This window comes from Priestia sp. 40, assembly GCF_049368575.1.
GTDB classification, from domain to species: Bacteria; Bacillota; Bacilli; order Bacillales; family Bacillaceae_H; genus Priestia; species Priestia zanthoxyli.
Genome location: NZ_JBMPZA010000005.1, coordinates 1,598,383 through 1,618,384, shown reverse-complemented (window position 1 = coordinate 1,618,384; position 20,002 = coordinate 1,598,383). Strand labels below are relative to the sequence as shown.

24 protein-coding genes are annotated in these 20,002 nt (G+C 38.0%); 15 read left to right on the top strand and 9 right to left on the bottom strand.

Annotated elements, in window-relative coordinates:
- Positions 1 to 39: 39 nt before the first annotated feature.
- Positions 40 to 1,104, bottom strand: a complete 1,065-nt coding sequence (locus ACO1DI_RS09520; protein ID WP_013085326.1) for an NAD(P)/FAD-dependent oxidoreductase — start codon at positions 1,102 to 1,104, stop codon at positions 40 to 42.
- A gap of 382 nt (positions 1,105 to 1,486) precedes the next feature.
- Between ACO1DI_RS09520 and ACO1DI_RS09515 the strand changes: the two genes are divergently transcribed.
- The 4 genes from ACO1DI_RS09515 (at position 1,487) to ACO1DI_RS09500 (ending at position 3,991) form a co-directional block, all read left to right on the top strand.
- Positions 1,487 to 1,726: a YuzB family protein gene (locus ACO1DI_RS09515; RefSeq protein WP_014457904.1), complete on the top strand. Its 240-nt coding sequence runs from the start codon at positions 1,487 to 1,489 to the stop codon at positions 1,724 to 1,726.
- A 301-nt stretch (positions 1,727 to 2,027) separates the two neighbouring features.
- Positions 2,028 to 2,882, top strand: coding sequence for a diaminopimelate epimerase (gene dapF / locus ACO1DI_RS09510; protein ID WP_208732842.1), 855 nt, complete (start codon positions 2,028 to 2,030; stop codon positions 2,880 to 2,882).
- Between the two features lie 75 nt (positions 2,883 to 2,957).
- Positions 2,958 to 3,323 (top strand): HesB/IscA family protein, encoded by a 366-nt coding sequence (locus ACO1DI_RS09505; RefSeq protein WP_013059620.1) that lies wholly within the window; start codon positions 2,958 to 2,960, stop codon positions 3,321 to 3,323.
- Positions 3,324 to 3,472: 149 nt separating this feature from the next.
- On the top strand, positions 3,473 to 3,991 hold the full coding sequence (locus ACO1DI_RS09500) for a hypothetical protein (RefSeq protein WP_226701653.1): 519 nt from the start codon (positions 3,473 to 3,475) through the stop codon (positions 3,989 to 3,991).
- A gap of 26 nt (positions 3,992 to 4,017) precedes the next feature.
- Here ACO1DI_RS09500 and ACO1DI_RS09495 read toward each other — a convergent pair whose 3' ends face one another.
- Positions 4,018 to 5,010 carry an NAD(P)/FAD-dependent oxidoreductase gene (locus ACO1DI_RS09495; protein WP_013059618.1) on the bottom strand — a complete coding sequence of 331 codons (993 nt, stop codon included), beginning with the start codon at positions 5,008 to 5,010 and terminating at the stop codon, positions 4,018 to 4,020.
- 493 nt (positions 5,011 to 5,503) lie between these two features.
- On the opposite strand from ACO1DI_RS09495, the gene ACO1DI_RS09490 reads away from it, so the two are divergent.
- From ACO1DI_RS09490 to ACO1DI_RS09480, 3 genes are all read left to right on the top strand, one after another.
- Complete coding sequence (locus tag ACO1DI_RS09490; RefSeq protein ID WP_025752690.1) at positions 5,504 to 6,718, top strand: NAD(P)/FAD-dependent oxidoreductase; 1,215 nt, start codon at positions 5,504 to 5,506, stop codon at positions 6,716 to 6,718.
- A gap of 122 nt (positions 6,719 to 6,840) precedes the next feature.
- Positions 6,841 to 7,164 carry a YuiB family protein gene (locus ACO1DI_RS09485; protein ID WP_013059616.1) on the top strand — a complete coding sequence of 108 codons (324 nt, stop codon included), beginning with the start codon at positions 6,841 to 6,843 and terminating at the stop codon, positions 7,162 to 7,164.
- 81 nt (positions 7,165 to 7,245) lie between these two features.
- A complete protein-coding gene (locus tag ACO1DI_RS09480) occupies positions 7,246 to 7,893 on the top strand; it encodes a 3D domain-containing protein (protein WP_014457910.1) in 648 nt (215 codons plus the stop codon).
- 42 nt (positions 7,894 to 7,935) lie between these two features.
- Here ACO1DI_RS09480 and ACO1DI_RS09475 read toward each other — a convergent pair whose 3' ends face one another.
- Complete coding sequence (locus ACO1DI_RS09475) at positions 7,936 to 8,412, bottom strand: divergent PAP2 family protein (RefSeq protein WP_013085319.1); 477 nt, start codon at positions 8,410 to 8,412, stop codon at positions 7,936 to 7,938.
- A gap of 245 nt (positions 8,413 to 8,657) precedes the next feature.
- On the opposite strand from ACO1DI_RS09475, the gene ACO1DI_RS09470 reads away from it, so the two are divergent.
- Together ACO1DI_RS09470 and ACO1DI_RS09465 are read left to right on the top strand one after the other, a co-directional pair.
- Entirely contained in the window at positions 8,658 to 10,151 is a 1,494-nt protein-coding gene (locus tag ACO1DI_RS09470; RefSeq protein ID WP_014457911.1) for a leucyl aminopeptidase, read from the top strand.
- A 267-nt stretch (positions 10,152 to 10,418) separates the two neighbouring features.
- Complete coding sequence (locus ACO1DI_RS09465) at positions 10,419 to 11,738, top strand: Na+/H+ antiporter family protein (RefSeq protein WP_116736965.1); 1,320 nt, start codon at positions 10,419 to 10,421, stop codon at positions 11,736 to 11,738.
- A 51-nt stretch (positions 11,739 to 11,789) separates the two neighbouring features.
- Here the strand turns inward: ACO1DI_RS09465 and ACO1DI_RS09460 are convergent, their stop codons facing one another.
- From ACO1DI_RS09460 to ACO1DI_RS09450, 3 genes are all read right to left on the bottom strand, one after another.
- Positions 11,790 to 11,981, bottom strand: a complete 192-nt coding sequence (locus ACO1DI_RS09460) for a hypothetical protein (RefSeq protein ID WP_013059611.1) — start codon at positions 11,979 to 11,981, stop codon at positions 11,790 to 11,792.
- 116 nt (positions 11,982 to 12,097) lie between these two features.
- The gene (locus ACO1DI_RS09455) at positions 12,098 to 12,634 is read right to left on the bottom strand and encodes an HD domain-containing protein (RefSeq protein WP_013059610.1); all 537 of its coding nucleotides are present in this window, start codon (positions 12,632 to 12,634) and stop codon (positions 12,098 to 12,100) included.
- A 176-nt stretch (positions 12,635 to 12,810) separates the two neighbouring features.
- On the bottom strand, positions 12,811 to 13,179 hold the full coding sequence (locus tag ACO1DI_RS09450; RefSeq protein WP_116736967.1) for a hypothetical protein: 369 nt from the start codon (positions 13,177 to 13,179) through the stop codon (positions 12,811 to 12,813).
- A gap of 106 nt (positions 13,180 to 13,285) precedes the next feature.
- Here ACO1DI_RS09450 and ACO1DI_RS09445 point away from each other — a divergent pair, with 106 nt between their 5' ends.
- Together ACO1DI_RS09445 and kapD are read left to right on the top strand one after the other, a co-directional pair.
- On the top strand, positions 13,286 to 13,669 hold the full coding sequence (locus ACO1DI_RS09445; RefSeq protein ID WP_013085313.1) for a hotdog fold thioesterase: 384 nt from the start codon (positions 13,286 to 13,288) through the stop codon (positions 13,667 to 13,669).
- A 346-nt stretch (positions 13,670 to 14,015) separates the two neighbouring features.
- Positions 14,016 to 14,630, top strand: a complete 615-nt coding sequence (kapD, locus tag ACO1DI_RS09440; RefSeq protein WP_013085312.1) for a 3'-5' exonuclease KapD — start codon at positions 14,016 to 14,018, stop codon at positions 14,628 to 14,630.
- 36 nt (positions 14,631 to 14,666) lie between these two features.
- Here the strand turns inward: kapD and ACO1DI_RS09435 are convergent, their stop codons facing one another.
- Positions 14,667 to 15,047, bottom strand: a complete 381-nt coding sequence (locus ACO1DI_RS09435; protein WP_014457915.1) for a kinase-associated lipoprotein B — start codon at positions 15,045 to 15,047, stop codon at positions 14,667 to 14,669.
- A gap of 85 nt (positions 15,048 to 15,132) precedes the next feature.
- Here ACO1DI_RS09435 and ACO1DI_RS09430 point away from each other — a divergent pair, with 85 nt between their 5' ends.
- Together ACO1DI_RS09430 and ACO1DI_RS09425 are read left to right on the top strand one after the other, a co-directional pair.
- Positions 15,133 to 15,330: a hypothetical protein gene (locus ACO1DI_RS09430; RefSeq protein ID WP_014457916.1), complete on the top strand. Its 198-nt coding sequence runs from the start codon at positions 15,133 to 15,135 to the stop codon at positions 15,328 to 15,330.
- A 103-nt stretch (positions 15,331 to 15,433) separates the two neighbouring features.
- Positions 15,434 to 15,958 carry a superoxide dismutase family protein gene (locus tag ACO1DI_RS09425; protein ID WP_013059604.1) on the top strand — a complete coding sequence of 175 codons (525 nt, stop codon included), beginning with the start codon at positions 15,434 to 15,436 and terminating at the stop codon, positions 15,956 to 15,958.
- A 35-nt stretch (positions 15,959 to 15,993) separates the two neighbouring features.
- Here the strand turns inward: ACO1DI_RS09425 and ACO1DI_RS09420 are convergent, their stop codons facing one another.
- Positions 15,994 to 17,166, bottom strand: coding sequence for a MalY/PatB family protein (locus ACO1DI_RS09420; protein WP_013059603.1), 1,173 nt, complete (start codon positions 17,164 to 17,166; stop codon positions 15,994 to 15,996).
- A 168-nt stretch (positions 17,167 to 17,334) separates the two neighbouring features.
- Positions 17,335 to 18,183 (bottom strand): alpha/beta fold hydrolase, encoded by an 849-nt coding sequence (locus tag ACO1DI_RS09415; RefSeq protein WP_013059602.1) that lies wholly within the window; start codon positions 18,181 to 18,183, stop codon positions 17,335 to 17,337.
- Between the two features lie 158 nt (positions 18,184 to 18,341).
- Between ACO1DI_RS09415 and ACO1DI_RS09410 the strand changes: the two genes are divergently transcribed.
- Together ACO1DI_RS09410 and ACO1DI_RS09405 are read left to right on the top strand one after the other, a co-directional pair.
- Positions 18,342 to 18,842: an Lrp/AsnC family transcriptional regulator gene (locus ACO1DI_RS09410; protein ID WP_013059601.1), complete on the top strand. Its 501-nt coding sequence runs from the start codon at positions 18,342 to 18,344 to the stop codon at positions 18,840 to 18,842.
- The gene (locus ACO1DI_RS09405; protein ID WP_013059600.1) at positions 18,842 to 20,002 is read left to right on the top strand and encodes an aminotransferase; all 1,161 of its coding nucleotides are present in this window, start codon (positions 18,842 to 18,844) and stop codon (positions 20,000 to 20,002) included. The genes ACO1DI_RS09410 and ACO1DI_RS09405 overlap by 1 nt, the downstream gene beginning before the upstream one ends.

Sequence of the window (20,002 nt, the reverse complement as noted above, 5' to 3'; positions counted from 1 at the left end):
AAAAGCCGTTAGATTGTCAGTCATCTAACGGCTTTTATTTTATCCACTGTGGTGTTTATACATCCAAAGAATACCTGATTTTAATAATCGAGCTACGCGTCCTGTAATTGGACGTTCGGCAACTAAGCCAAATCCATGCTTTTTGCCTAATGAACCAAGTATGCCTTTTAATTTAATAGTTGGTAATTCATCCGGAAGCGCTTCGCCTTTCCAGCGGTGAAGAAGTACTTGCACGATTTGTTCAGCCTGACCTTCTGCCAGCTGAGCGCTTGGTGCATGCGGTAGACTTGCGCAGTCACCTAAAATGTAGACATTTTCGTCGTCAGGCAAGTTATGGTATTTCGTTAATACGACGCGTCCTTGAGGGTCTTTTTCTACGTCTAAATCGCGTACTACTTTATTTGGCTGGATACCTGCTGTCCACACGATTGCATCGCTTTGAATGGGCTCATCATGATTATAAAGAATGTTTGGTTCTACTTTTGTAATATTAGCACTATTTACGATTTCGACACCGTTTGAAGTAAACCAAGTTTGAACGTAATTACTTAAACGTTCTGGGAAAGCAGACAAAATTAATTTACCGCGGTCAAATAAGATGATTTTTAAATCCGGGCGGCTTTCTCTTAGCTCGCTCGCTAGTTCTACTCCGCTTAATCCCGCTCCTACAATTGAAACAGTAGCGTGGGCTGGCAAGTTGTTTAATGTCTGATAAGTTGCTCGTGAAGCATCAATGGATTGAATGCTGTATGTATGCTCAAGAGCTCCAGGAACTCCATGATATTTGTCTTCGCATCCAAGTCCTACAATCAGGTCATCGTAAGCGATCATTTGATCATCTACATAGACGCATTTTTCTTTCAGGTCTATGCGTTTTACACAGCCATAGCGAATTTTTAAGCGAGGGTGTTCAGGAAAAGCAACACGAACATGCTGATCAGAGATTGTTCCAGCTGCAAGTGCATAGAATTCAGTTTTTAGTGAGTGATAAGGTGCTTTGTCAATAAGCGTTACTTCTACATCGTTAGGCAATTGATTCGGAAAAAGGCGCTGCAAAACGCGCATACCACCGTATCCGCCGCCCAGTATGACAAGGTTCTTCATGTGAATTTCCCCTTTAGCTTCATGCATTTTTGTTTTCTCTCTATTATTCTTGCTTTTAAGAATAGAAGAGTACAAATTACCGTTAATAAGGATGGTTGCCAAAAAGATATGAAAGGCTATATAAGATAACATATTTTACTTAAATAATAATTTAATATAACCTCGTTTGGTTTTCTATACATAAAAGTATAACTAAATTAATAAAAAACCACAATATGTTTCAACATAATTTCAAGCTACCCTTGTAATAAAGCTTTCTTTATACTTTTTGTGAAAAAAGTCTGTGAAGTCAAAAAGCGTGCGCAAAATGAACGTAAATTTCCAAAGTTGACGTTGAAAATGAAAGGAGATAGGATAAACTAATAGTAGAGAGGTGAAAAACGTGATACAGCCAATTATTGAATTTTGCGTTAGCAATTTAGCCAGCGGTTCTCAAACAGCTTTAGAAAAGCTTGAAAAAGATCCAAATCTAGATATTATTGAATACGGATGTTTAGGTTATTGCGGAAAATGTTCACAATCTTTATTTGCCTTGGTAAATGGAGAGATTGTTACAGGGGAAACACCTGAACAGTTAGTAGATAATATTTACATTCATTTAGAAGAAAACCCAATGTTTTAAACTATCCCCGCTGTCGTATCCTTTTTTATCAGGAGAGGGACATGAGGCTAATAGAATAGATGATGTAAGCACGGCTAGTTTTGCCGTGCTTTTTTATGCGTTTTGGAGCAAATATCTGCGCTTTAACCATCTTTTTTTCAATCCTCATGTTGATTTTTTCTTTAGTATTCCAAAGGAGAAGAAAATAAAAAACCCCTTAATCGTTATGATTAAGGAGCTAAAAAAACGGGGGATGATATTATTGTGTACAAAAGAGAATCACTTTATACTAGAGCTACATAAAAAAATAATGGGTGATAATATGAAAAAATTTCAGTTTACAAAAATGCATGCGCTTGGTAACAACTATATCTACGTAAATATGTTTGAAGAACATATAGAAGAGCAAGAGTTAGCGCCGCTTGCGGTAAAAGTTTCAAATGTTTATACGGGCATAGGATCAGATGGAATGATTCTTATTTGTCCATCTGAACGTGCAGATGTGAAAATGCGCGTATTTAATAATGACGGCTCCGAAGCAAAAAACTGTGGAAATGGTTTAAGATGTGTAGCTAAATATGCATATGAACATAATTTAGTAGCAAGCGAAAGATTTTTTATCGAAACGCTCTCTGGAATTGTAGAAGCAACGGTTCATCCGCAGGGCAATGAAGTTCCAGAAGTAACAATCGATATGGGAGAGCCGATTTTAGCTAGAGAACAAATTCCGATGACAGGAGCAAGCCAACACCAAGTCGTTGATGAAGAGATGGAATTTGGAAAAGAACGGTTAAAAGGGACGGCTGTATCAATGGGAAATCCTCACGTCGTCTTTTACGTAAATGATATTGAACAAGCGCCTCTTACTACACTAGGCCCCGTGGTGGAAAAAGATTCGCGTTTTCCAGAAGGAGTGAATGTTGAATTTGTCGAGGTAGTGAATGAAAGCGAGCTTAACTTTCGCGTATGGGAAAGAGGTTCGGGTATCACTCAAGCATGTGGGACAGGAGCATGCGCTGCTGTTGTTTCGTCCGTGTTAAATAAGAAGACGAAAAAAGATGTTCCTACTGTCGTACACCTTGCTGGAGGAGATTTAACGATTGTTTGGAAAAATAAAGGCAATGTATTAATGACGGGTCCAGCCAATGTGATTTGTGACGGCACGTATTATTATTAAAAAATGAAGAAGCAGACGATTTGTCGTCACAGACATTTCGTCGTATACTAAACAAAAAAGGAGGTCTGTTTAAAAATGAGTCAAGATATCCTAACAATTACAGAAGCTGCAAGCTTTCAAATAAAAGATATGATGAAAGAACATGAAGAAGAAAATGCTTATTTACGTGTGAATGTAAATGGAGGGGGCTGTTCAGGTCTTTCTTACGGCATGGGTTTTGCTCACGAAGTAAATGAAAACGATACGCTGTTTGAACAACATGGCATTAAGATTCTTGTAGATAGCGAAAGTGCTCCAATTTTAAAAGATGTAAAAATTGATTACAAGCAATCTATGCTAGGCGGAGGATTTACAATCGATAATCCGAACGCCATTGCAGCATGCGGCTGCGGTTCTTCTTTCCGTACAGCAAGCAACGCAGGTGCTCCGGAAGAGTGCTAAGTATATTTTTATAAAAAAGCTTTCTTCACCAGATGAGGTGAAGAAAGCTTTTTTAGTGAGAAGTTTTTGTATGTTACATCATCTATCAAAAGTGTTGACTGAATAATCAGTCTTTTTTATACTCAATAAAAAAGAGGAGATGAACGTATTTGATAGATGCGACTCGTTACGACGCGGAACAAGTAGGAGGTTACGGAAGTTTTCGTAAAAAAAACATCCTGCCTATTCTATGGAAGGGGTTTATAAACTGGTTAAAACTTGAAAATGGGAAAGTGGAGTCTAAGGATGCAAAAAAGATTCACTTCAGTGAATCGCATTTATTTGTTCAGCATTTGCCTTTTTCCTCAGGTGAACCCTGTCATCAAAACTCGTCCTCTGCGCCTCTTAATCATTCTGAACCTTACATCCGCTATTATGAAAATGCTAACGCATCTCTGGCTGAAAGCTACGGAGCAGTTGAAGGAGAGCATATTCTGCTGATTGAATGTATTGTCGGTCAACCAGAGGTAGTGAAATATTTAAGCAAGCTCGAAGGTTTGAAGGCCTACAGAATGAGCGTAACTAGTCAAGAAGGAAACCATTCCTTTTATGAAATCTGTTTAATAAGCAGTGATGCAGAAATGATGAGTGAAATCATTCATCGAATGGTTACACCAATCCAGCAATGAAAAAAAGCAGGCGAGAGCCTGCTTTTTTATGAGAACATTGACGTACTGTGCATAGGCTGTAAGCGAGCCTTTGGATCAATGTATGCTTTAGCGTTATTAACGGCAGTCGGACCTTCGCCAAATCCTGCCACGATGAGTTTTACTTTTCCATCATATGTGCAGACATCACCTGCTGCATAGATGCCAGGAATATTTGTTTCTTGCTTTGAGTTAACAACAATTGCATTTTTCTCTAAATCTAAGTCCCATTCTTTAATCGGACCTAGAGAAGAAACAAATCCAAAGTTTACAATAACATCATCTACGTCTACTACTGTCTTTTCTTCACCTTTTGTATTTTCTAACACAACTTGTGTAATACGGTCATCTCCAATAAATTCAACCGGTACATATGGTGTTTTAATATCAACTGATGAATTATGCAAGTTTTCTACGCTATGTTCATGAGCGCGGAACTTGTCTCGGCGATGCGTTAACGTTACTTTTTCTGCGATCGGCTCTAACATAAGAGACCAGTCGACAGCAGAATCCCCGCCCCCGCATACTAATACTTTGCGGCCTTTGAATTTATTCATATCATCCACAAAATAATGAAGGTTCGTTTGCTCGAACTGTTCTGCGTTTTCTAGCTCGATTTTACGGGGCTTAAATGCACCGTTTCCAGCCGTAATAATAATTGTTTTTGAATAGTGGACTTCAGAATTAGTAGTTAATCGAAACACGCCGTCCGCTTGTTTTTCTACCTTTTCTACTGCTTGCTCTAGCGCAACTGCAGGTTTAAATTGATCCATTTGCTCTTTTAGGTTATTGACTAATTCTTGAGCGCGTACTTTTGGAAAACCAGCTACGTCATAAATATATTTTTCAGGATATAAAGCAGAAAGCTGTCCACCAAGCTGTGGTAAGCTTTCAATAATTTTCACGCTCGCCTGACGCATACCGCCATAAAATGCTGTAAATAAGCCTGTAGGGCCGCCTCCGATGATGGTAATATCATATACTTGTTTATCTTCTTTCATTTATAATCACCTCTAGATTGTTCTGTGCCAATGCATATTCTACTTTATGATAGCATAGTAAATTATAAAATATCATTAAAACACGCTGGAATGTTTGAGAAACTTTCTCAACTTAAAGATCAGTATTTGCAATCATTAACATAACCACACGTTTTGGTCAAATATAAAACTGGGTATACAGGAAAGTAATTGAAAATTTAAAAGCTTGTAAATACAAAGTGAAGGGTTGAAAAACCGATGAAAAAAGCATAAGATGTTTGTGTAAATCAAGCTAGGACTTATGCTTACATTTTTTTGAAAAAGAAAAAATGTATTTTTTTAAAAAAGAACGTGAAGTGATTCACATTATTTTTCTTATATGAATAATAAATGGATAGCGATGATCGTTCTTGCTCAAACTAACACAAAAAAGCAAACCAAATAAAATTGCTCTTATCATTATATTTGTAAGACATACTTGTGACTATAACTAAAAAAGGTGGATGACATTCCTATGAAAAAGCCTAAAATCGTCATTTTGGGTGCCGGGTATGGCGGCATTATGACAATTGTTAATTTACAAAAGAAACTGGGTGCTAGCGATGCGGAAATTGTTTTGGTAAATAAAAACGATTACCATTACGAAACGACATGGCTTCATGAAGTATCAGCAGGTACAATTCATCAAGATCGCTCTCGTGTTCCTGTTAAAAATTTAATTAACACAAATAAGGTTACATTTATCAAAGACACGGTCGTAGATATTAAGTTAGATGAAAAGCGTGTTCTTCTTGAAAACAGTGAGCTAACGTACGATTATTTAGTTGTTGCTTTAGGGTATGAAGCAGAAACTTTCGGAATTAAGGGTTTAAAAGAACATGCATTTACCATTACGAGCATTAATGCAGCACGTCAAATTCGTGAGCATATTGATTATGTGTTTGCGACGTACAACAATGAAGTGGAAAAAAGAGACGAACTTCTGACAATTATTGTTGGGGGTGCTGGCTTTACCGGCATTGAATTTGTGGGAGAATTAGCAAATCGAGTCCCTCAGCTTTGCAAAGAGTTTGATATTCCGCGTGAAAAAGTACGCGTTATTTGTGTAGAAGCAGCGCCTACGGCTTTACCAGGTTTTGATCCAGAACTTGTAGAATATGCGGTAACACAACTAGAACGAAAAGGAATCGAGTTCAAGATCGGAACAGCGATTAAAGAGTGTACAGAAGAAGGAATTATTGTATCAAAAGATGACCAAGTAGAAGAAATCAAATCAGCAACAGTTGTATGGGCTGCAGGGGTTCGAGGCAGTCATGTGATTGAAAAAGCTGGATTTGAGAACATGCGCGGACGTGTAAAAGTAAGTAATAGCTTGCTGGCACCAGGACATGAAGATGTGTTTGTTATTGGAGATTGTTCACTAATGATTAACCCTGAAACAGAACGTCCTTATCCGCCAACAGCTCAAATCGCTATGCAACAAGGCGGTACCTGCGCTGAAAATATTAGCCGTTTGATGAAAGGGCAAAAAGAATTAAGCGAGTTCAAACCAGATATTAAAGGAACGGTATGTTCGTTAGGGCATGATGACGCAATTGGCGTTGTATATGGTCGAAAACTATTTGGTTCAAGCGCATCTTTTATGAAAAAAGTTGTTGATAATCGTTCGCTTTTCCTTCAAGGCGGAGCAGGTCTTGTACTGAAAAAAGGAAAATTTAATTTCTTTTAAAACAAAAAGCAAAAGGTCTTTAAACCTTTTGCTTTTTTGGTATTAACTTACTTTTCTGTGATTGACGCCTTCATTACTCTTAAGTAAACTGAGAGTATAAAGAGTAACGGAGGCGAAAAGCAATGGAAATGAGTGTGCCTGTACTAATTATCTCCATCTTGTTGTTTTTTGTTTTGTTTTTTGGAATCGGTTTCTTATTGAATATGCTGCTTCGCATGTCTTGGATTATGGCCATTATTTATCCCGTGATTTTTATTTTTATTATCGATGATGTAAGAGCGGTTGATTACATTCAACATCCCGCTCACTCCTTTCAACAGCTAGGGACAAAAGTGCTATCTTTAGCCACAGCTGACATTGCGATTTTAATGGCTGGTTTTATAGGTGCATTAGCTTCAGGCATTACCATTAAATCTTTACGAACAAGAGGGTACCAAATGTTTTAAATGTAAATTCTTCTCGCAAACGAATAATTTGTTTTTATGTTGGAAACAAATAGATTCGTGAGAGGAGTTGTGGAAATCACAATGATTGGAAAAATAGCAAAGCGATTCATTATGTGCCTACTACTGGTCGGAGCGCTGTTTACAACATATGAAGCAATTACTGGCGTCTCAATAACCACAGTCATCAAATATATGCCTTTTATAAACAGTACAGGGCATCCTCTAATGAATGAAAGGTTCTTGCCATCATTTCTAAAACCACTAAGAGCTGAAGCAGCTAGCAATGACAAAGAGCGTCTGACGATTGAAGAAGCATTTGATTGGTCGCGTTATCCAACTAAGAATGTATTGGCTACGGGTTACACAGCTGGTTATGAATCAACTGGGAAAAATCCCAATCATCCAGGGTATGGTATTACATATTCGGGCGTTAAAGTAAAACGTGACTTGTATTCAACCATCGCTGCTGATTTGACCATATTTCCAATCGGCACGATCTTGTTTATTCCGGGCTATGGCTATGGAGTGGTAGCAGATAAAGGTGGGGCTATTAAAGGCAATCATCTTGATTTATATTTTGAGACTGTTTCCGATGTGTACAACATATGGGGTAAAAAAGAATTAAACGTCTATGTAGTGAAATCAGGGGACGGCCGCTTAACTGAAGAAGAGTTAACAATGCTGAATGAAAAGAAATCGATGCAGGTTTTTCGTCAGCAGGTAAAATAAACGAGAAACACATGAAGAATTCTTCATGTGTTTTCTTATGTTTTATGGCCATACATAATACGTTACAAAAGCAACTGCTATCCCTGTTAAGGCTCCAAAGAAAACTTCAATAGGCTTATGTCCAAGCAGCTCTTTTAGCTTCACTTGTTTTTCGTCTTCTTCATTGGTCGTCCATAGCTTTGCCTCTTTTACCGCGCGCTGAAAATCTTCAACCAAACGATTTAAAACCGTTGCTTGCTCTCCTGCGTGTCTTCTTACTCCTTTAGCATCGAACATGACAATAATGGCAAAAATAGCGGAGAGAGCAAAAATAGGGGATTTAAGGCCTTCTGCTAGCCCAATGGCAGTTGCTAAGGAAGTTACTGCTGCGGAGTGAGAGCTTGGCATGCCTCCCGTACTAAAAAATAAGCTGCCGTCTATTTTCTTAGTAGCTACAAAAGAAAGGGGAATCTTAATAAATTGAGCAAAGAAAATAGCGATTAATGAACTCCAAAGTGGAAAATTTGAGAATAACTCCATTGAGACGTCCTCCCTCAACTTAAAATGTCTGAAAAGCTAAACCTGTATGATGAAAAAAGCGGTAGATGAAAGTATATGTGTGAAACTAAGGTTTTTGAACTGTGATTAAAAATTGTATTTCTGCTATCATATGTATATAGATGAAAACAGTAGTGAATATGATATATATTCCACTTGCTGAATAGATTAAACAAAGCAGATGATAAATAAAAATAAAATCTCTATACGTAAAAGGGAGGAATTTTATGTTTTCGCATGTAGAAACATTTGGTGTTGATCACCAAACAGAAGCGCTCGTAATCGGTTTATTTAATCAAAACCAACAGTTTGAAGGCCTTCTAAAAGAAATTGATGAAGCTTTAGGTGGACAGCTCATTCATTTGATTAAAGAAGGGGATATACGTGTACAAGAAAAACGTATATCAACGATTCATACACTAGGTAAATTAGGAGCAAAACGTCTTTATTTTGTGGGACTCGGACGAAAGCAAGCGCTAACGAAAAATGGGCTCAAAGAGAGCTTTGGGCTGTTATTTAAAAAGTTAAAAGAAGCGAAGATTTCAAACGCATCGGTCGCCTTTTCTACATTTGATACAGGAGCGTGGTCAGAGCAAGAAACTGCAGCTTTATTAGGAGAAGCTCAACAGCTTGCTATGTACGAGTTTGAAAACTACAAAAAGAAATCAAACGAACCTGACAAGCAGCTTGAAAAAATTGAACTGTTTTCTTTTTATAAAGACGTTGTACAATCTGCTTTGGTTGGATATACGTATGGAAAAGCAACAAACTCAGCGCGCACCCTTGTTAACTTACCAAGCAATATGCTAACGGCTACAGATTTAGCTAATTATGCAGTAGAAATGGCACATACATATGGTTTTGAATATGAAATTTTAGAAAAAGAAGAGATGGAAACATTGGGAATGGGCGCGTTGCTCGCAGTCAATCAAGGTTCCGCAGAGCCTCCTAAAATGATTGTCCTCAAATATCAAGGAAAAGAAAAATGGGAAGACGTTATTGGGTTGGTAGGAAAAGGGATTACCTTTGACACAGGTGGTTACTCTATTAAATCTAAAGACGGGATTGTAGGTATGAAAACAGATATGGGCGGAGCTGCATCTGTTCTTGGTGCAATGGAAGCGATTGGAGAATTAAAACCTCATCAAAACGTAGTAGCTGTCATTCCATCAACTGACAACGTTATTAGCGCGCGTGCTTTTAAGCCAGATGACGTAATTACAGCCATGAATGGAAAGACAATAGAAGTACTGAATACAGATGCTGAAGGGCGTTTAGCGTTAGCTGACGGTATCTCCTATGCCAAACACCACGGAGCAAACTATTTAGTAGACGTGGCGACGTTAACTGGTGGCGTAATCGTAGCTCTTGGTACACATACAACTGGGGCAATGACAAATGATTCTGCTTTATTGCAGCAAGTAGCGAAAGCGAGCATTGAGACAGGCGAACCGATTTGGGAGCTGCCTATTACAGAACGAGACAAAAAGCGTGTTCGGGGAAGTAAGGTAGCAGATTTAAATAATTCTCCTGGACGGGAGGGGCACGCCATTATGGCAGGAACCTTTATTGGTGAGTTTGCAGAACAAACACCATGGGTGCACTTGGATATTGCTGGAACTGCCACATCTGCTGCTTCTCATGAGTTAGGACCTTCAGGTGCAACAGGCGTGATGGTCCGAACACTAGCTGCAATGGTTTGTTCATTTGAACCCAATTAATGAAAAAATATAATAGGGATAGAAAGAAACGTAAAAAGAAGCATCGATGATGCTTCTTTTTTAATATGTTTACATAATGTTTTTTTCTTTTTAGGAAGAAAAAATTATTTAGAAAAATCCTTATATTGTTAAGGTTGGATAGAAGTTAAACAAACGTTTATTTAGTAAGATGATTGACTTTTTTTCTATACCTAATATAATGAACATGTTGTTTATCTCTCTAATGTTTTAATGAGATAAAGTAAAAAAGAAAATGGAGGTTTCAAAATGAATGCAGTATTAATAGCTGTGCTCGTGATGCTGATTTTGAGCTTATTGCGTATCAACGTTGTCTTTTCTTTAGCAGTCGGAGCGCTAGTTGGAGGACTTGTTGGCGGTATCAGCCTCACAGATACAGTAAGTATATACACAGATGGTCTTGGAAACAGTGCTTCTGTTGCATTAAGCTATGCTTTGCTTGGAGGATTTGCAATGGCTGTTTCGCGGACAGGGCTGCCTGATGCCGTTGTTCAGCTAGCGTTAAAAATAGTAGGGAAAGAAGGAGAAACGAAAAAGAAGTCACTGTCAAAAGTACTAATTTTGTTGATCATCCTTATTATTTCATGTTTTTCTCAAAACGTTATTCCGGTTCACATTGCATTTATTCCGCTTTTAATTCCACCTCTATTAAAAGTATTTAATCAGTTGAAAATCGATCGTCGATTAGTCGCAACAGTGATTACATTTGGACTGGTTACACCTTATATGTATTTGCCGGCAGGATTCGGTAAGATTTATCACGACATTTTATTTACTAACATCAAAGAAAGTGGATTAACAATTAATAAAGGAGATATTACCGCGGCGATGGCTCTTCCAGCTTTAGGAATGGTAGCGGGCTTATTGTTTGCTGTGTTTATTTCGTACCGCAAGCCGCGCAGTTATGAAGACATTGACATTGATCAAGGCGCAGAGGAGCGTACAGGTTACACAACAAGAGGAATTATAGTAGCTTTACTTGCGATTGTAGCGGCTTTAACTGTGCAGCTCTTAGTAGATTCTATGATTTTCGGAGCGCTTGCAGGGATTGTTGTCGTTTACTTCAGCGGAGCTTTGAAGTGGAACGAAGCAGATCCAGTATTAACGAACGGAATGAGAATGATGGCTTTCATCGGATTTGTTATGCTGTCAGCCTCTGGTTTTGCAAAAGTTCTTCAAGAAACTGGAGATGTAGAAGCGCTTGTAAAAGGCTCTGTTGCTCTTATTGGCGGAAACCAAATGCTCGGTGCATTTCTTATGCTTGTCATCGGGCTTTTAGTCACAATGGGCATTGGTTCTTCTTTCTCTACTATTCCAATTATCGCGACGATTTTTGTTCCTCTTTGCTTAGAACTTGGTATGAGTCCAATGGCAACGATTTGTATTGTTGGTACAGCAGGAGCGCTTGGAGACGCTGGTTCACCAGCTTCAGACAGTACGCTTGGACCAACATCTGGATTAGCAGTCGATCGTCAACATGATCATATTTGGGATACGTGTGTACCAACTTTTCTTCACTATAACATCCCACTCATTATTTTTGGGTGGATTGCCTCAGTTATCTTGTAAATAGAGGGCCTATAATGAAAAAAAGCAGCCGATCAAAACCGGCTGCTTTTTTCATGCTTGAGAAAGAGTAGAAGCAGTGCTGTCACAAGCTCCTAATGCTTGCTCTACAGCCTGAAGAGATTGTTCAATACGTTCACGATTTGAATCTTTCTCTACTGTTTGAAGAGCTTGTTCAAGGCTTGCTTTTGCCTGATTTAATGATGTACAAGAATCTTGCACGTAACCTCTAGCGTTTTTAGACATTCTTCTTCCTCCTAACTAACCAAAAATGAGAATCAATAAGTAGTATGAGTAATTTGCAGGGAATTATGAGGAGAAATAATAAAAAGGATTAACTCTTATGAAAGGAGTTAATCCTGTCAGCCTAACTGTTTAAATTGGTTGGAATGTAGAAGTTCAAGCACTTTCTTATCAAGCTCCTTAATTTTCTTTACAGCCAGATTATATTCCATTTCACGGTAATGATGTTTGCCTCCTGGCTCTTCATCAGCTTCATCAGCAAGTTTGACTACTTTTTGAAGAGGGCGTTGTTGAATGGTTCCTTCAGGTAAATATGAGTCTGTGTGTAGTAAAATAGCTAAGGCAATTTCTTTTGCCGCCTGAGGTTCCTCACCTAAACGAATGAGTAATTTATGTGCACGTTCAGCACCTTTAATAGCGTGAATATCATTTTGACGATACTTCTCATAATCCCACTGACCATTTGTGTACCATTCGTAGTGGCCAATATCATGAAGCAACGCTGCTTTTGTAGCTAAATCAGGATTTACATTATGCTGTACAGATAGACGAAACGCATGATAGGCGACGGATACAGCATGCGCAACGCCAGAGCGAGTTAAATATTTTTGAGCGATAGGATGCGTGAAAATTTCTACTAGCGTAACATGTCTCATCATGTCATCCCTCCTAAAGAAAAAATATATTTCCAAATACAATATCATATTTATATCCTAAATACAATTATCGTGTAATTTGTTTTTACATCCAAAAATGGCATGTATTATAATATTCAAAACAAAACAACATGTACATCTTTTTTTGAAGAAAATAAGACTTTTTTCCTTGTATTTTACCATCTAATATTTAACGATACGTGACAGCAGTCAAATTGGTTATCGGGATGAATAAACGTAATTTTAATATAGTCTGGTGTATAAAAAACATCGATTTTGGTCTTAACACCAGTGGAAAGAATGAGTTTTTTTACTTCATTCATTTTGGATTCTTGAGCAGCAGCTTTTATTTTTTTTATTAAATTTGGCGAAGCATTAGCTCTTTGAATAAAGATAGTAGCGCTTTGCATGGTAGAGGGAATAACTTTAAGAGATTGCTGAAATGTCGCGATGTCCGCCTCAGGTAAGTTAGGTACCCTGTATGTATAAGGGTGAGGCATGTAGTACGATGGCCAATAGTAAGACAAGGGAGCAAATGGTTTCATATAAGAATCCTCCTAAAAAACGGATTTTTATTATGTATATGTAGAGGGTTCGTATATGTTGTAGCAAAACCGTTATTGTATACTAGATACAAAGGGAGGTATGGATATGAAAACGAAAGATACGCTGTTAGAAGCATTAGGAATTGAGATTATTAGCGCAAGTGAACAAAGAGTGGAAGCGACGATGCCTGTTGATGAGCGAACGCGTCAGCCATTCGGGCTTTTACACGGAGGAGCATCGGTGGCGTTAGCCGAAACTGTGGCTAGTCTAGGTGCTATTAAAAGTGTAGATATTGAAAAAGAAATCTGTGTAGGTTTAGAAATCAATGCCAATCATATCAAAGGGAAAAAAGACGGAATCGTTACAGCTATAGGCGTTCCTTTACATAAAGGAAAAAAAACAGCGGTTTGGGAAGTGAAAATTCAAGATGAAGAAGAGAATTTAATCTGTATATCCCGTTGCACGCTTGCTATTCTGCCTAAAGCTTAAATATAAGAAAGGCTTAGTCTAAAAGGTGTGAGGTATGCTTTTGGAGTCAGAAAGAGCCACCTCACACACTGATGTGAGAGCTTAAAGAGAATTTGGAAGAGCGGATACATAAAAAAGTGAAAAAATAGGTAAAAAAAAGAAGCGAAATTATGTCTATTCGTGACAGTTACCCTGCGCATAGAGACATGCTCTAGAATATAGTAGTAGTAAAGTATTCTTTTTATTCAGCAACTAGAATATTCATAATATTAAAAATAAGAACAGAAAATAGACCTTCCGATTGTTCAATCGTGCTATAATAGCATTAATATAGTAGGGCGGTTTATTTTACAAAGGGGTGATAATATTGGATAAGAACTCTCAGTATTTATTCATTGATTTTGAATTTACAATGCCAGAGTATAAAGGTTTTCCAAAAGGCTTTTTTCCGGAAATCATTGAAGTTGGTTTGGTGTTTGTTAAAAATCAAGAAATCATTGATCGTTTCTCCTCTTACGTACAGCCTACACACTTTACAAAATTGACTGAGCGCTGTAAATCATTTCTCCATATCGAACAAAATCAAGTAAATGAAGGAATCACGCTAGAGCAGCTTGTACAGCGACTGGGCATGTATAAAAACAGCACGATTATTACGTGGGGGAACATGGATATGAAAGTATTAAGGCAGTGCTGTCAAAAAAATAAGGTGCCGTTTCCTTTTACAGGTAAAGAAATTGATCTTTCGATGGAGTATAAGCGCTTTTTTGGAGATCAAAATCAAACCGGCCTTTGGAAAGCTGTGCAAGAGTATGGTAAAGAAGGAACCGGAAAGCACCACTGCGCGCTTGATGATGCGATGACGACACTCAACATCTTTAAGCTTGTAGAAAAAGATAAGAGGTACCTTCAAAAGCCGGAGCCAACGACCATAGGAGATCGAATCGATTTCTCAAAAGTATTAAATAAATTTGCATTATAAAAGCCAAATCACTTCTATGTGAATTTGGCTTTTTGCTTAATGAATACCGTACTCTTTTTTTAACTCTTCTAAACAGGCAATACTTGCTTGAGCAAAAGCGCCATCTTTGCCTTGTTGTTCAGCTATCTTTAATTCAAGGGCTTTTTCTAGTGAATCTTTATAATCAGGAACGCTGTCTTCATAGAGATGAACCATTTTTTGAGGAATGTTGGCCTGCTCTCGAAACGCAAGTGCTTTTCGCTCGTGAAAAAAAGGTACGTCCACTTGTCCAGGATTATGTAAGTCACCTTGTTCTGGATGCTTCAACACAGCTTGAATTCGTACAACATAATGCAGATCTCGAACTTGTGTAATTTCACCGATGTATTTCCCGGTTTTATAAAGTGCCGTAACGGTTTGGCCAATTGTAAATGTCATATTGCCAGATCTCCTTTAAGTAAAGTGTTTGTTATAAACAGTATAAATCAAAACCCACTACCGTTTCTATGAAAGGATGTTGTACATGATGTATTTAATGTTTTTGCTCTATTTTCCGGAAGATAAAACAGAATATATTCCTGCTTTTGCTACTATGGCGATTTTTGTACTAGCAGCAGTTGCAGTATGGCGTTTAATCATTAAGATTTCGAAAAAAGAAGAAGAAAAAACGAAGGAGTTAGAAGCAAAGCTAAAAGAACAGGATAATAAGAAATCACTGTAATGAAATGCAAATAAAATGTAAGCGTTTAAAATAATATGTTGCTGGACAATCTATGGAAAGACATCTAAAACTTTCGCTAGTGCATATGCGATTGGAGGGCAACATGAAAAAACTACTACTCATTGGAACCGTGCCTTTTTTCTTGTTAACGGGGTGTATGGAAAAAGAAATATCCAATAAAGAAGTCAAAGTCTATAACGCAGATGGAGATAGCATCGGTACAGTCAAGTTGAAAGAACAGGCCGATGGAATTGAGTTTACGTACAATTTAAGCGGACTTCCACCTGGCGAACACGGCGTACATATTCATGAAATGGGAATTTGCAAAGCTCCTAACTTTAAAAGTGCGGGCAATCACCTTGATCCTGATAAAAAGAAACACGGACTGTTAAATCCAAAAGGACCGCATTTAGGCGATATGAAAAATATTGTGGTAGAAGACGATCAAACGTATACAGGAACAGATATGGTTCCTCAAGTCACGTTAAAAGAAGGAAAGACATCGCTCGTTAAGCGTATGGATGGTTCATCCCTTGTTATTACCGAACAAGGTGATGACGGAATGACAGAGCCATCAGGTAATTCTGGCAAGCGAATCGCCTGCGGAGTTATTTCAAAAAAACATTAAAAACAGCGTTCTTTCGTGAGAAAGAACGCTGTTTTTTACGTTAAAGCTACTTTTAAGCGATTTAATCCTTCTTGAAGCTGTTCATGTGAACAGCCAATGTTCAAGCGGATAAAACCTTTTCCATATGTGGAACTGTATTTTTCGCCTTTTTCTACGGCAATTTTACCTTTTTCTAATAAGCGTTCATGTAATTCTTCTTCTGATAAGTGCAGCTTGTTGCAGTCAATCCATAGTAAATAAGTTCCTTCAGGCTGAACCACTCGCAGTTCAGGCAAGTTTTCACTTATAAAACGCGTCACTAGATCTACATTTTTCTTTAGATACACAAGCAGTGCTTCTAGCCACTCCTCACCTTCACTGTAAGCCGCCTCTAACCCAATTATTCCGAATGTGTTTAAATTAGAAAACCCTTGTTTTTGCTGTTGTTGAACATACTGTGTGCGCAGTTTCTCGTTTGGAATAATAATAGCTGAAGCTTGAAGTCCCGGTATATTAAATGTTTTGCTAGGGGCCATACACGTAATGGTTCGATTGGCTGCATCTTCACTCACCATGCTAATGGGAATGTGTTTATAAGGCTGGTAAATTAGATCAGAATGGATTTCATCTGAAACAATTAATACATTGTATTTTTCACAAAGATCGGCAAGCTTCTTCAGTTCTTCTTTTGTCCACACGCGTCCTACTGGATTATGAGGGCTGCAAAGAATCATTAATTTTACGCCTTCTGCAAATTTTTGCTCTAAATCTGCAAAATCAATTTCGTATTTATCGCCTGCAAGTTTTAATGGATTTTCAACAACTTCTCGATCATTTACCTTTATCATGTTAAAAAATGGAGTATAGACTGGAGGCTGAATTAAAATTGAATCTCCGGGTTCCGTAAATGCTTGAATAGCCATACTCAGGGCAAATACAACTCCTGGACTGTATGTAATCCATTCATGATCAATGGTCCACTGATGCTTTTTTTCTACCCAAGATGACAAAGCATTTGCCGTAGATTCAGTAGGGGAAGTGTAGCCGAAAATACCGTGTTTGACACGCTCATTAATGGTTTGAAGAACATTAGGCGGCGCTTGGAAATCCATATCAGCTACCCAAAAAGGCAGAACATCTTTTGCTCCAAAAACAAGATCAGTTTTGTCCCACTTTACGGACTGCGTACCTGTACGGTTAATTAATTGATCAAAAGAATAAGTAGACAATAAAAGTACCCCCTTTTTTAATATAATAGTTTGCTTATTTTTAATACGTTTGTCAACGAAGTTAACTTGTGAAGTCAATAAAGAAAGTGAAAAAATTGCTGATGCACCACTAATAAATTTTTTATTAAAGTTAGCGCCTCGTGTGCAATATACGAACTCGCCCCGTCATTATTGAGACAGGGCTTTTTCACCGTACAAGAAATCGACCATATGAGACTGCACAATGTCGGGACACTCTTCTGGTAAAAGGTGTCCAATTTCCTTTAAAGAGATAAAGGTAGAGTCTGTTAAATCATCTTTTAACTTACGTCCGAGATGCAAAGGAACAACCCGGTCTTCTTCTCCCCAAATGAGTAAACTGGGTTTTTTTATGTGCTGCAAATCCTTTGAGGATAGGTCTCCTTCTCGATCACGAATCATTCTTGTTAAAGCCATAAACGTACGGTCATCCAAAAATGGTTCAGTATAGCCATCAATCATTTCTTCGTCGATTAACTTATGATCAAATACGACATTTTGCAAGTTACCTAATACACCTTTGCGAGACAGCCACGTTTTTACCCACAGATAAAAGAAAGGAACATAAGAAGACATGACCAACCCATAGTGTGAGGGTCCTAAATAAGCTGAGCTGCACAGAAGAACTAGTTTTGATACGCAAGAAGGCTTTAACTTGGCTACGTTTAAACAAACTTGTCCCCCCATTGAGTGTCCCGATAGTACAACATCCTTTAATTTTAGATATTCAATTAACTCGATCACAATTCTGGCTAAGTTTTTATACGAGTATTGAAAGGTTAACGATTTTTCACTTCGCCCAAATGGCGGAAGGTCCAGCGTAATGATAGAAAACGTGTCTTCAAATAAAGGAATTAAACGCCGAAAGCTAAAACTGGATGATAAAAAGCCGTGAATAAATACAATAGCTGGTTTATCAGGGTGATAGTTATGGCATTCGTAGTACACATTGACTCCATTAAAAGTACGCTGGTGGCAAGTAATTTTAGATTCAGTCAATTTGGTTCACTCCATCTTTTTCTTTCTAGTCTGTCCTAATTTCCAGCAATCTATAAAATGAAACTCAATTAACGGTATAGATTTCACATTAAAGATGTGTTTAAATTTGATATAATGGAAAAAGTGAAAAAATTTAATCGGTGTAGGAGGGGAACGCGGTGTTCTTAGAAGAGAAAGAGTTAGAAATTTTAGAAATTCTAGAAAAAAATAGCCGTATTTCGATAGATAGTATTTCAAAAATGGTGGATTTAACGTTTGAAGAAACCTCTAATATTGTTAAAAAGCTAGAGAGAGAAAAAGTAATTGTGCAATATTCAGCTGATATTAACTGGAGACGAGTAGATGGACATGAGGGCGTCACGGCTATGATAGATGTAAAAGTTGCACCAAAGCGAGGAGTAGGCTTTGATGAGATTGCGGAGCGCATCTATCGTTTTCAAGAAGTGAAATCCGTGTACCTAATGTCAGGAGCATATGATTTGTCTGTTATTATTGAAGAAAAATCAATGTCTGAAGTAGCATTTTTTGTTTCTGAAAAGCTTTCTACGCTAGACTCTGTTTTATCTACAACGACTCACTTTATCATGAAAAAATACAAGCACGATGGTACCATCTACGACCAAGGTGATGAAGATCGCAGAATCGTGGTGTCTCCGTAATGAAAGAGCGCTTGTCAACAACTGTGCAACAGCTGAAACCTTCAGGTATTCGCCGCTTTTTTGATTTAGCAGCAAGTATGGATAACGTCATTTCTCTTGGAGTAGGTGAACCTGATTTTGTCACATCTTGGGCTGTTCGAGAAGCGAGTATTTTATCGTTGGAAAGAGGATATACCTCTTATACGGCAAATGCGGGGCTTTTAGAGCTCCGCTTTGAAATTATGAAGTATATGAAAAGAAATTTTAACGTCTCGTATGATTATAAAGATGATATTATCGTGACCGTTGGAGGAAGTCAGGCTTTAGACATTACAATGAGGGCTTTGATTAACCCTGAAGATGAGATTATTGTCGTGGAGCCAAACTTCGTGTCTTATAGCCCGTTAATTTCGCTAGCAGGAGGAGTTCCTGTGGCAATTGAAACAACGGCAGAAACAGAGTTTAAGCTGCAGCCTAGACAGATTGAAGAAGTCATTACAAGCAACACGAAAGCTCTTCTTTTATGCTCTCCTAATAATCCAACAGGAAGCTCACTATCTAAAGAAGAGCTGCAGGCTATTGCGGATATTGTGATCAAGCATGACTTGCTTGTTATCACGGATGAAATATATGCAGAATTAACATATGATGAAGAATTTACATCTATTGCTTCTTTAGAAGGAATGAAAGAACGAACCATTATTATTTCTGGCTTTTCTAAAGGATTTGCCATGACTGGATGGCGTCTTGGGTACATATGTGCACCAACTGAGATTGCTAAAGCAATGCTGAAAATTCATCAGTATACAATGATGTGTGCGCCTACCATGGCACAATATGGAGCAATTGAAGCACTACAAAATGGGCAGCATGACGTAGAAGAGATGAGAAAAAGCTATCGCAGAAGACGGAACTATATGGTGAAGTCATTAAATCAAATTGGTCTTGAATGCCATTCTCCCGGAGGAGCGTTTTATGTGTTCCCGTCTATCAAGAAAACTGGATTGTCGTCGGAAGAATTCGCTGAGCAGCTTTTGCTTGAAGAGCGAGTAGCCGTGGTGCCAGGCAATGTATTTGGAAAAGGCGGAGAGGGACATATTCGCTGTTCATACGCTTCTTCAATGGAATCATTAGAAGAATCCATAAAACGGATTAGCCGTTTTGTTGAAAATAAGTTATAA

Excerpts from the sequence above, each read along its gene's own strand:
- dapF (WP_208732842.1), top strand. The coding sequence starts at position 2,028 with ATGAAAAAATTTCAGTTTACAAAAATGCATGCGCTTGGTAACAACTAT.
- ACO1DI_RS09460 (WP_013059611.1), bottom strand. The coding sequence starts at position 11,981 with ATGTCTAAAAACGCTAGAGGTTACGTGCAAGATTCTTGTACATCATTA.
- ACO1DI_RS09475 (WP_013085319.1), bottom strand. The coding sequence starts at position 8,412 with ATGGAGTTATTCTCAAATTTTCCACTTTGGAGTTCATTAATCGCTATT.
- ACO1DI_RS09490 (WP_025752690.1), top strand. The coding sequence starts at position 5,504 with ATGAAAAAGCCTAAAATCGTCATTTTGGGTGCCGGGTATGGCGGCATT.
- ACO1DI_RS09435 (WP_014457915.1), bottom strand. The coding sequence starts at position 15,047 with ATGACATTTACAATTGGCCAAACCGTTACGGCACTTTATAAAACCGGG.
- ACO1DI_RS09430 (WP_014457916.1), top strand. The coding sequence starts at position 15,133 with ATGATGTATTTAATGTTTTTGCTCTATTTTCCGGAAGATAAAACAGAA.
- ACO1DI_RS09480 (WP_014457910.1), top strand. The coding sequence starts at position 7,246 with ATGATTGGAAAAATAGCAAAGCGATTCATTATGTGCCTACTACTGGTC.
- ACO1DI_RS09425 (WP_013059604.1), top strand. The coding sequence starts at position 15,434 with ATGAAAAAACTACTACTCATTGGAACCGTGCCTTTTTTCTTGTTAACG.
- ACO1DI_RS09470 (WP_014457911.1), top strand. The coding sequence starts at position 8,658 with ATGTTTTCGCATGTAGAAACATTTGGTGTTGATCACCAAACAGAAGCG.
- ACO1DI_RS09495 (WP_013059618.1), bottom strand. The coding sequence starts at position 5,010 with ATGAAAGAAGATAAACAAGTATATGATATTACCATCATCGGAGGCGGC.
- ACO1DI_RS09520 (WP_013085326.1), bottom strand. The coding sequence starts at position 1,104 with ATGAAGAACCTTGTCATACTGGGCGGCGGATACGGTGGTATGCGCGTT.
- ACO1DI_RS09445 (WP_013085313.1), top strand. The coding sequence starts at position 13,286 with ATGAAAACGAAAGATACGCTGTTAGAAGCATTAGGAATTGAGATTATT.
- ACO1DI_RS09405 (WP_013059600.1), top strand. The coding sequence starts at position 18,842 with ATGAAAGAGCGCTTGTCAACAACTGTGCAACAGCTGAAACCTTCAGGT.
- ACO1DI_RS09485 (WP_013059616.1), top strand. The coding sequence starts at position 6,841 with ATGGAAATGAGTGTGCCTGTACTAATTATCTCCATCTTGTTGTTTTTT.
- ACO1DI_RS09505 (WP_013059620.1), top strand. The coding sequence starts at position 2,958 with ATGAGTCAAGATATCCTAACAATTACAGAAGCTGCAAGCTTTCAAATA.
- ACO1DI_RS09455 (WP_013059610.1), bottom strand. The coding sequence starts at position 12,634 with ATGAGACATGTTACGCTAGTAGAAATTTTCACGCATCCTATCGCTCAA.
- ACO1DI_RS09465 (WP_116736965.1), top strand. The coding sequence starts at position 10,419 with ATGAATGCAGTATTAATAGCTGTGCTCGTGATGCTGATTTTGAGCTTA.
- ACO1DI_RS09450 (WP_116736967.1), bottom strand. The coding sequence starts at position 13,179 with ATGAAACCATTTGCTCCCTTGTCTTACTATTGGCCATCGTACTACATG.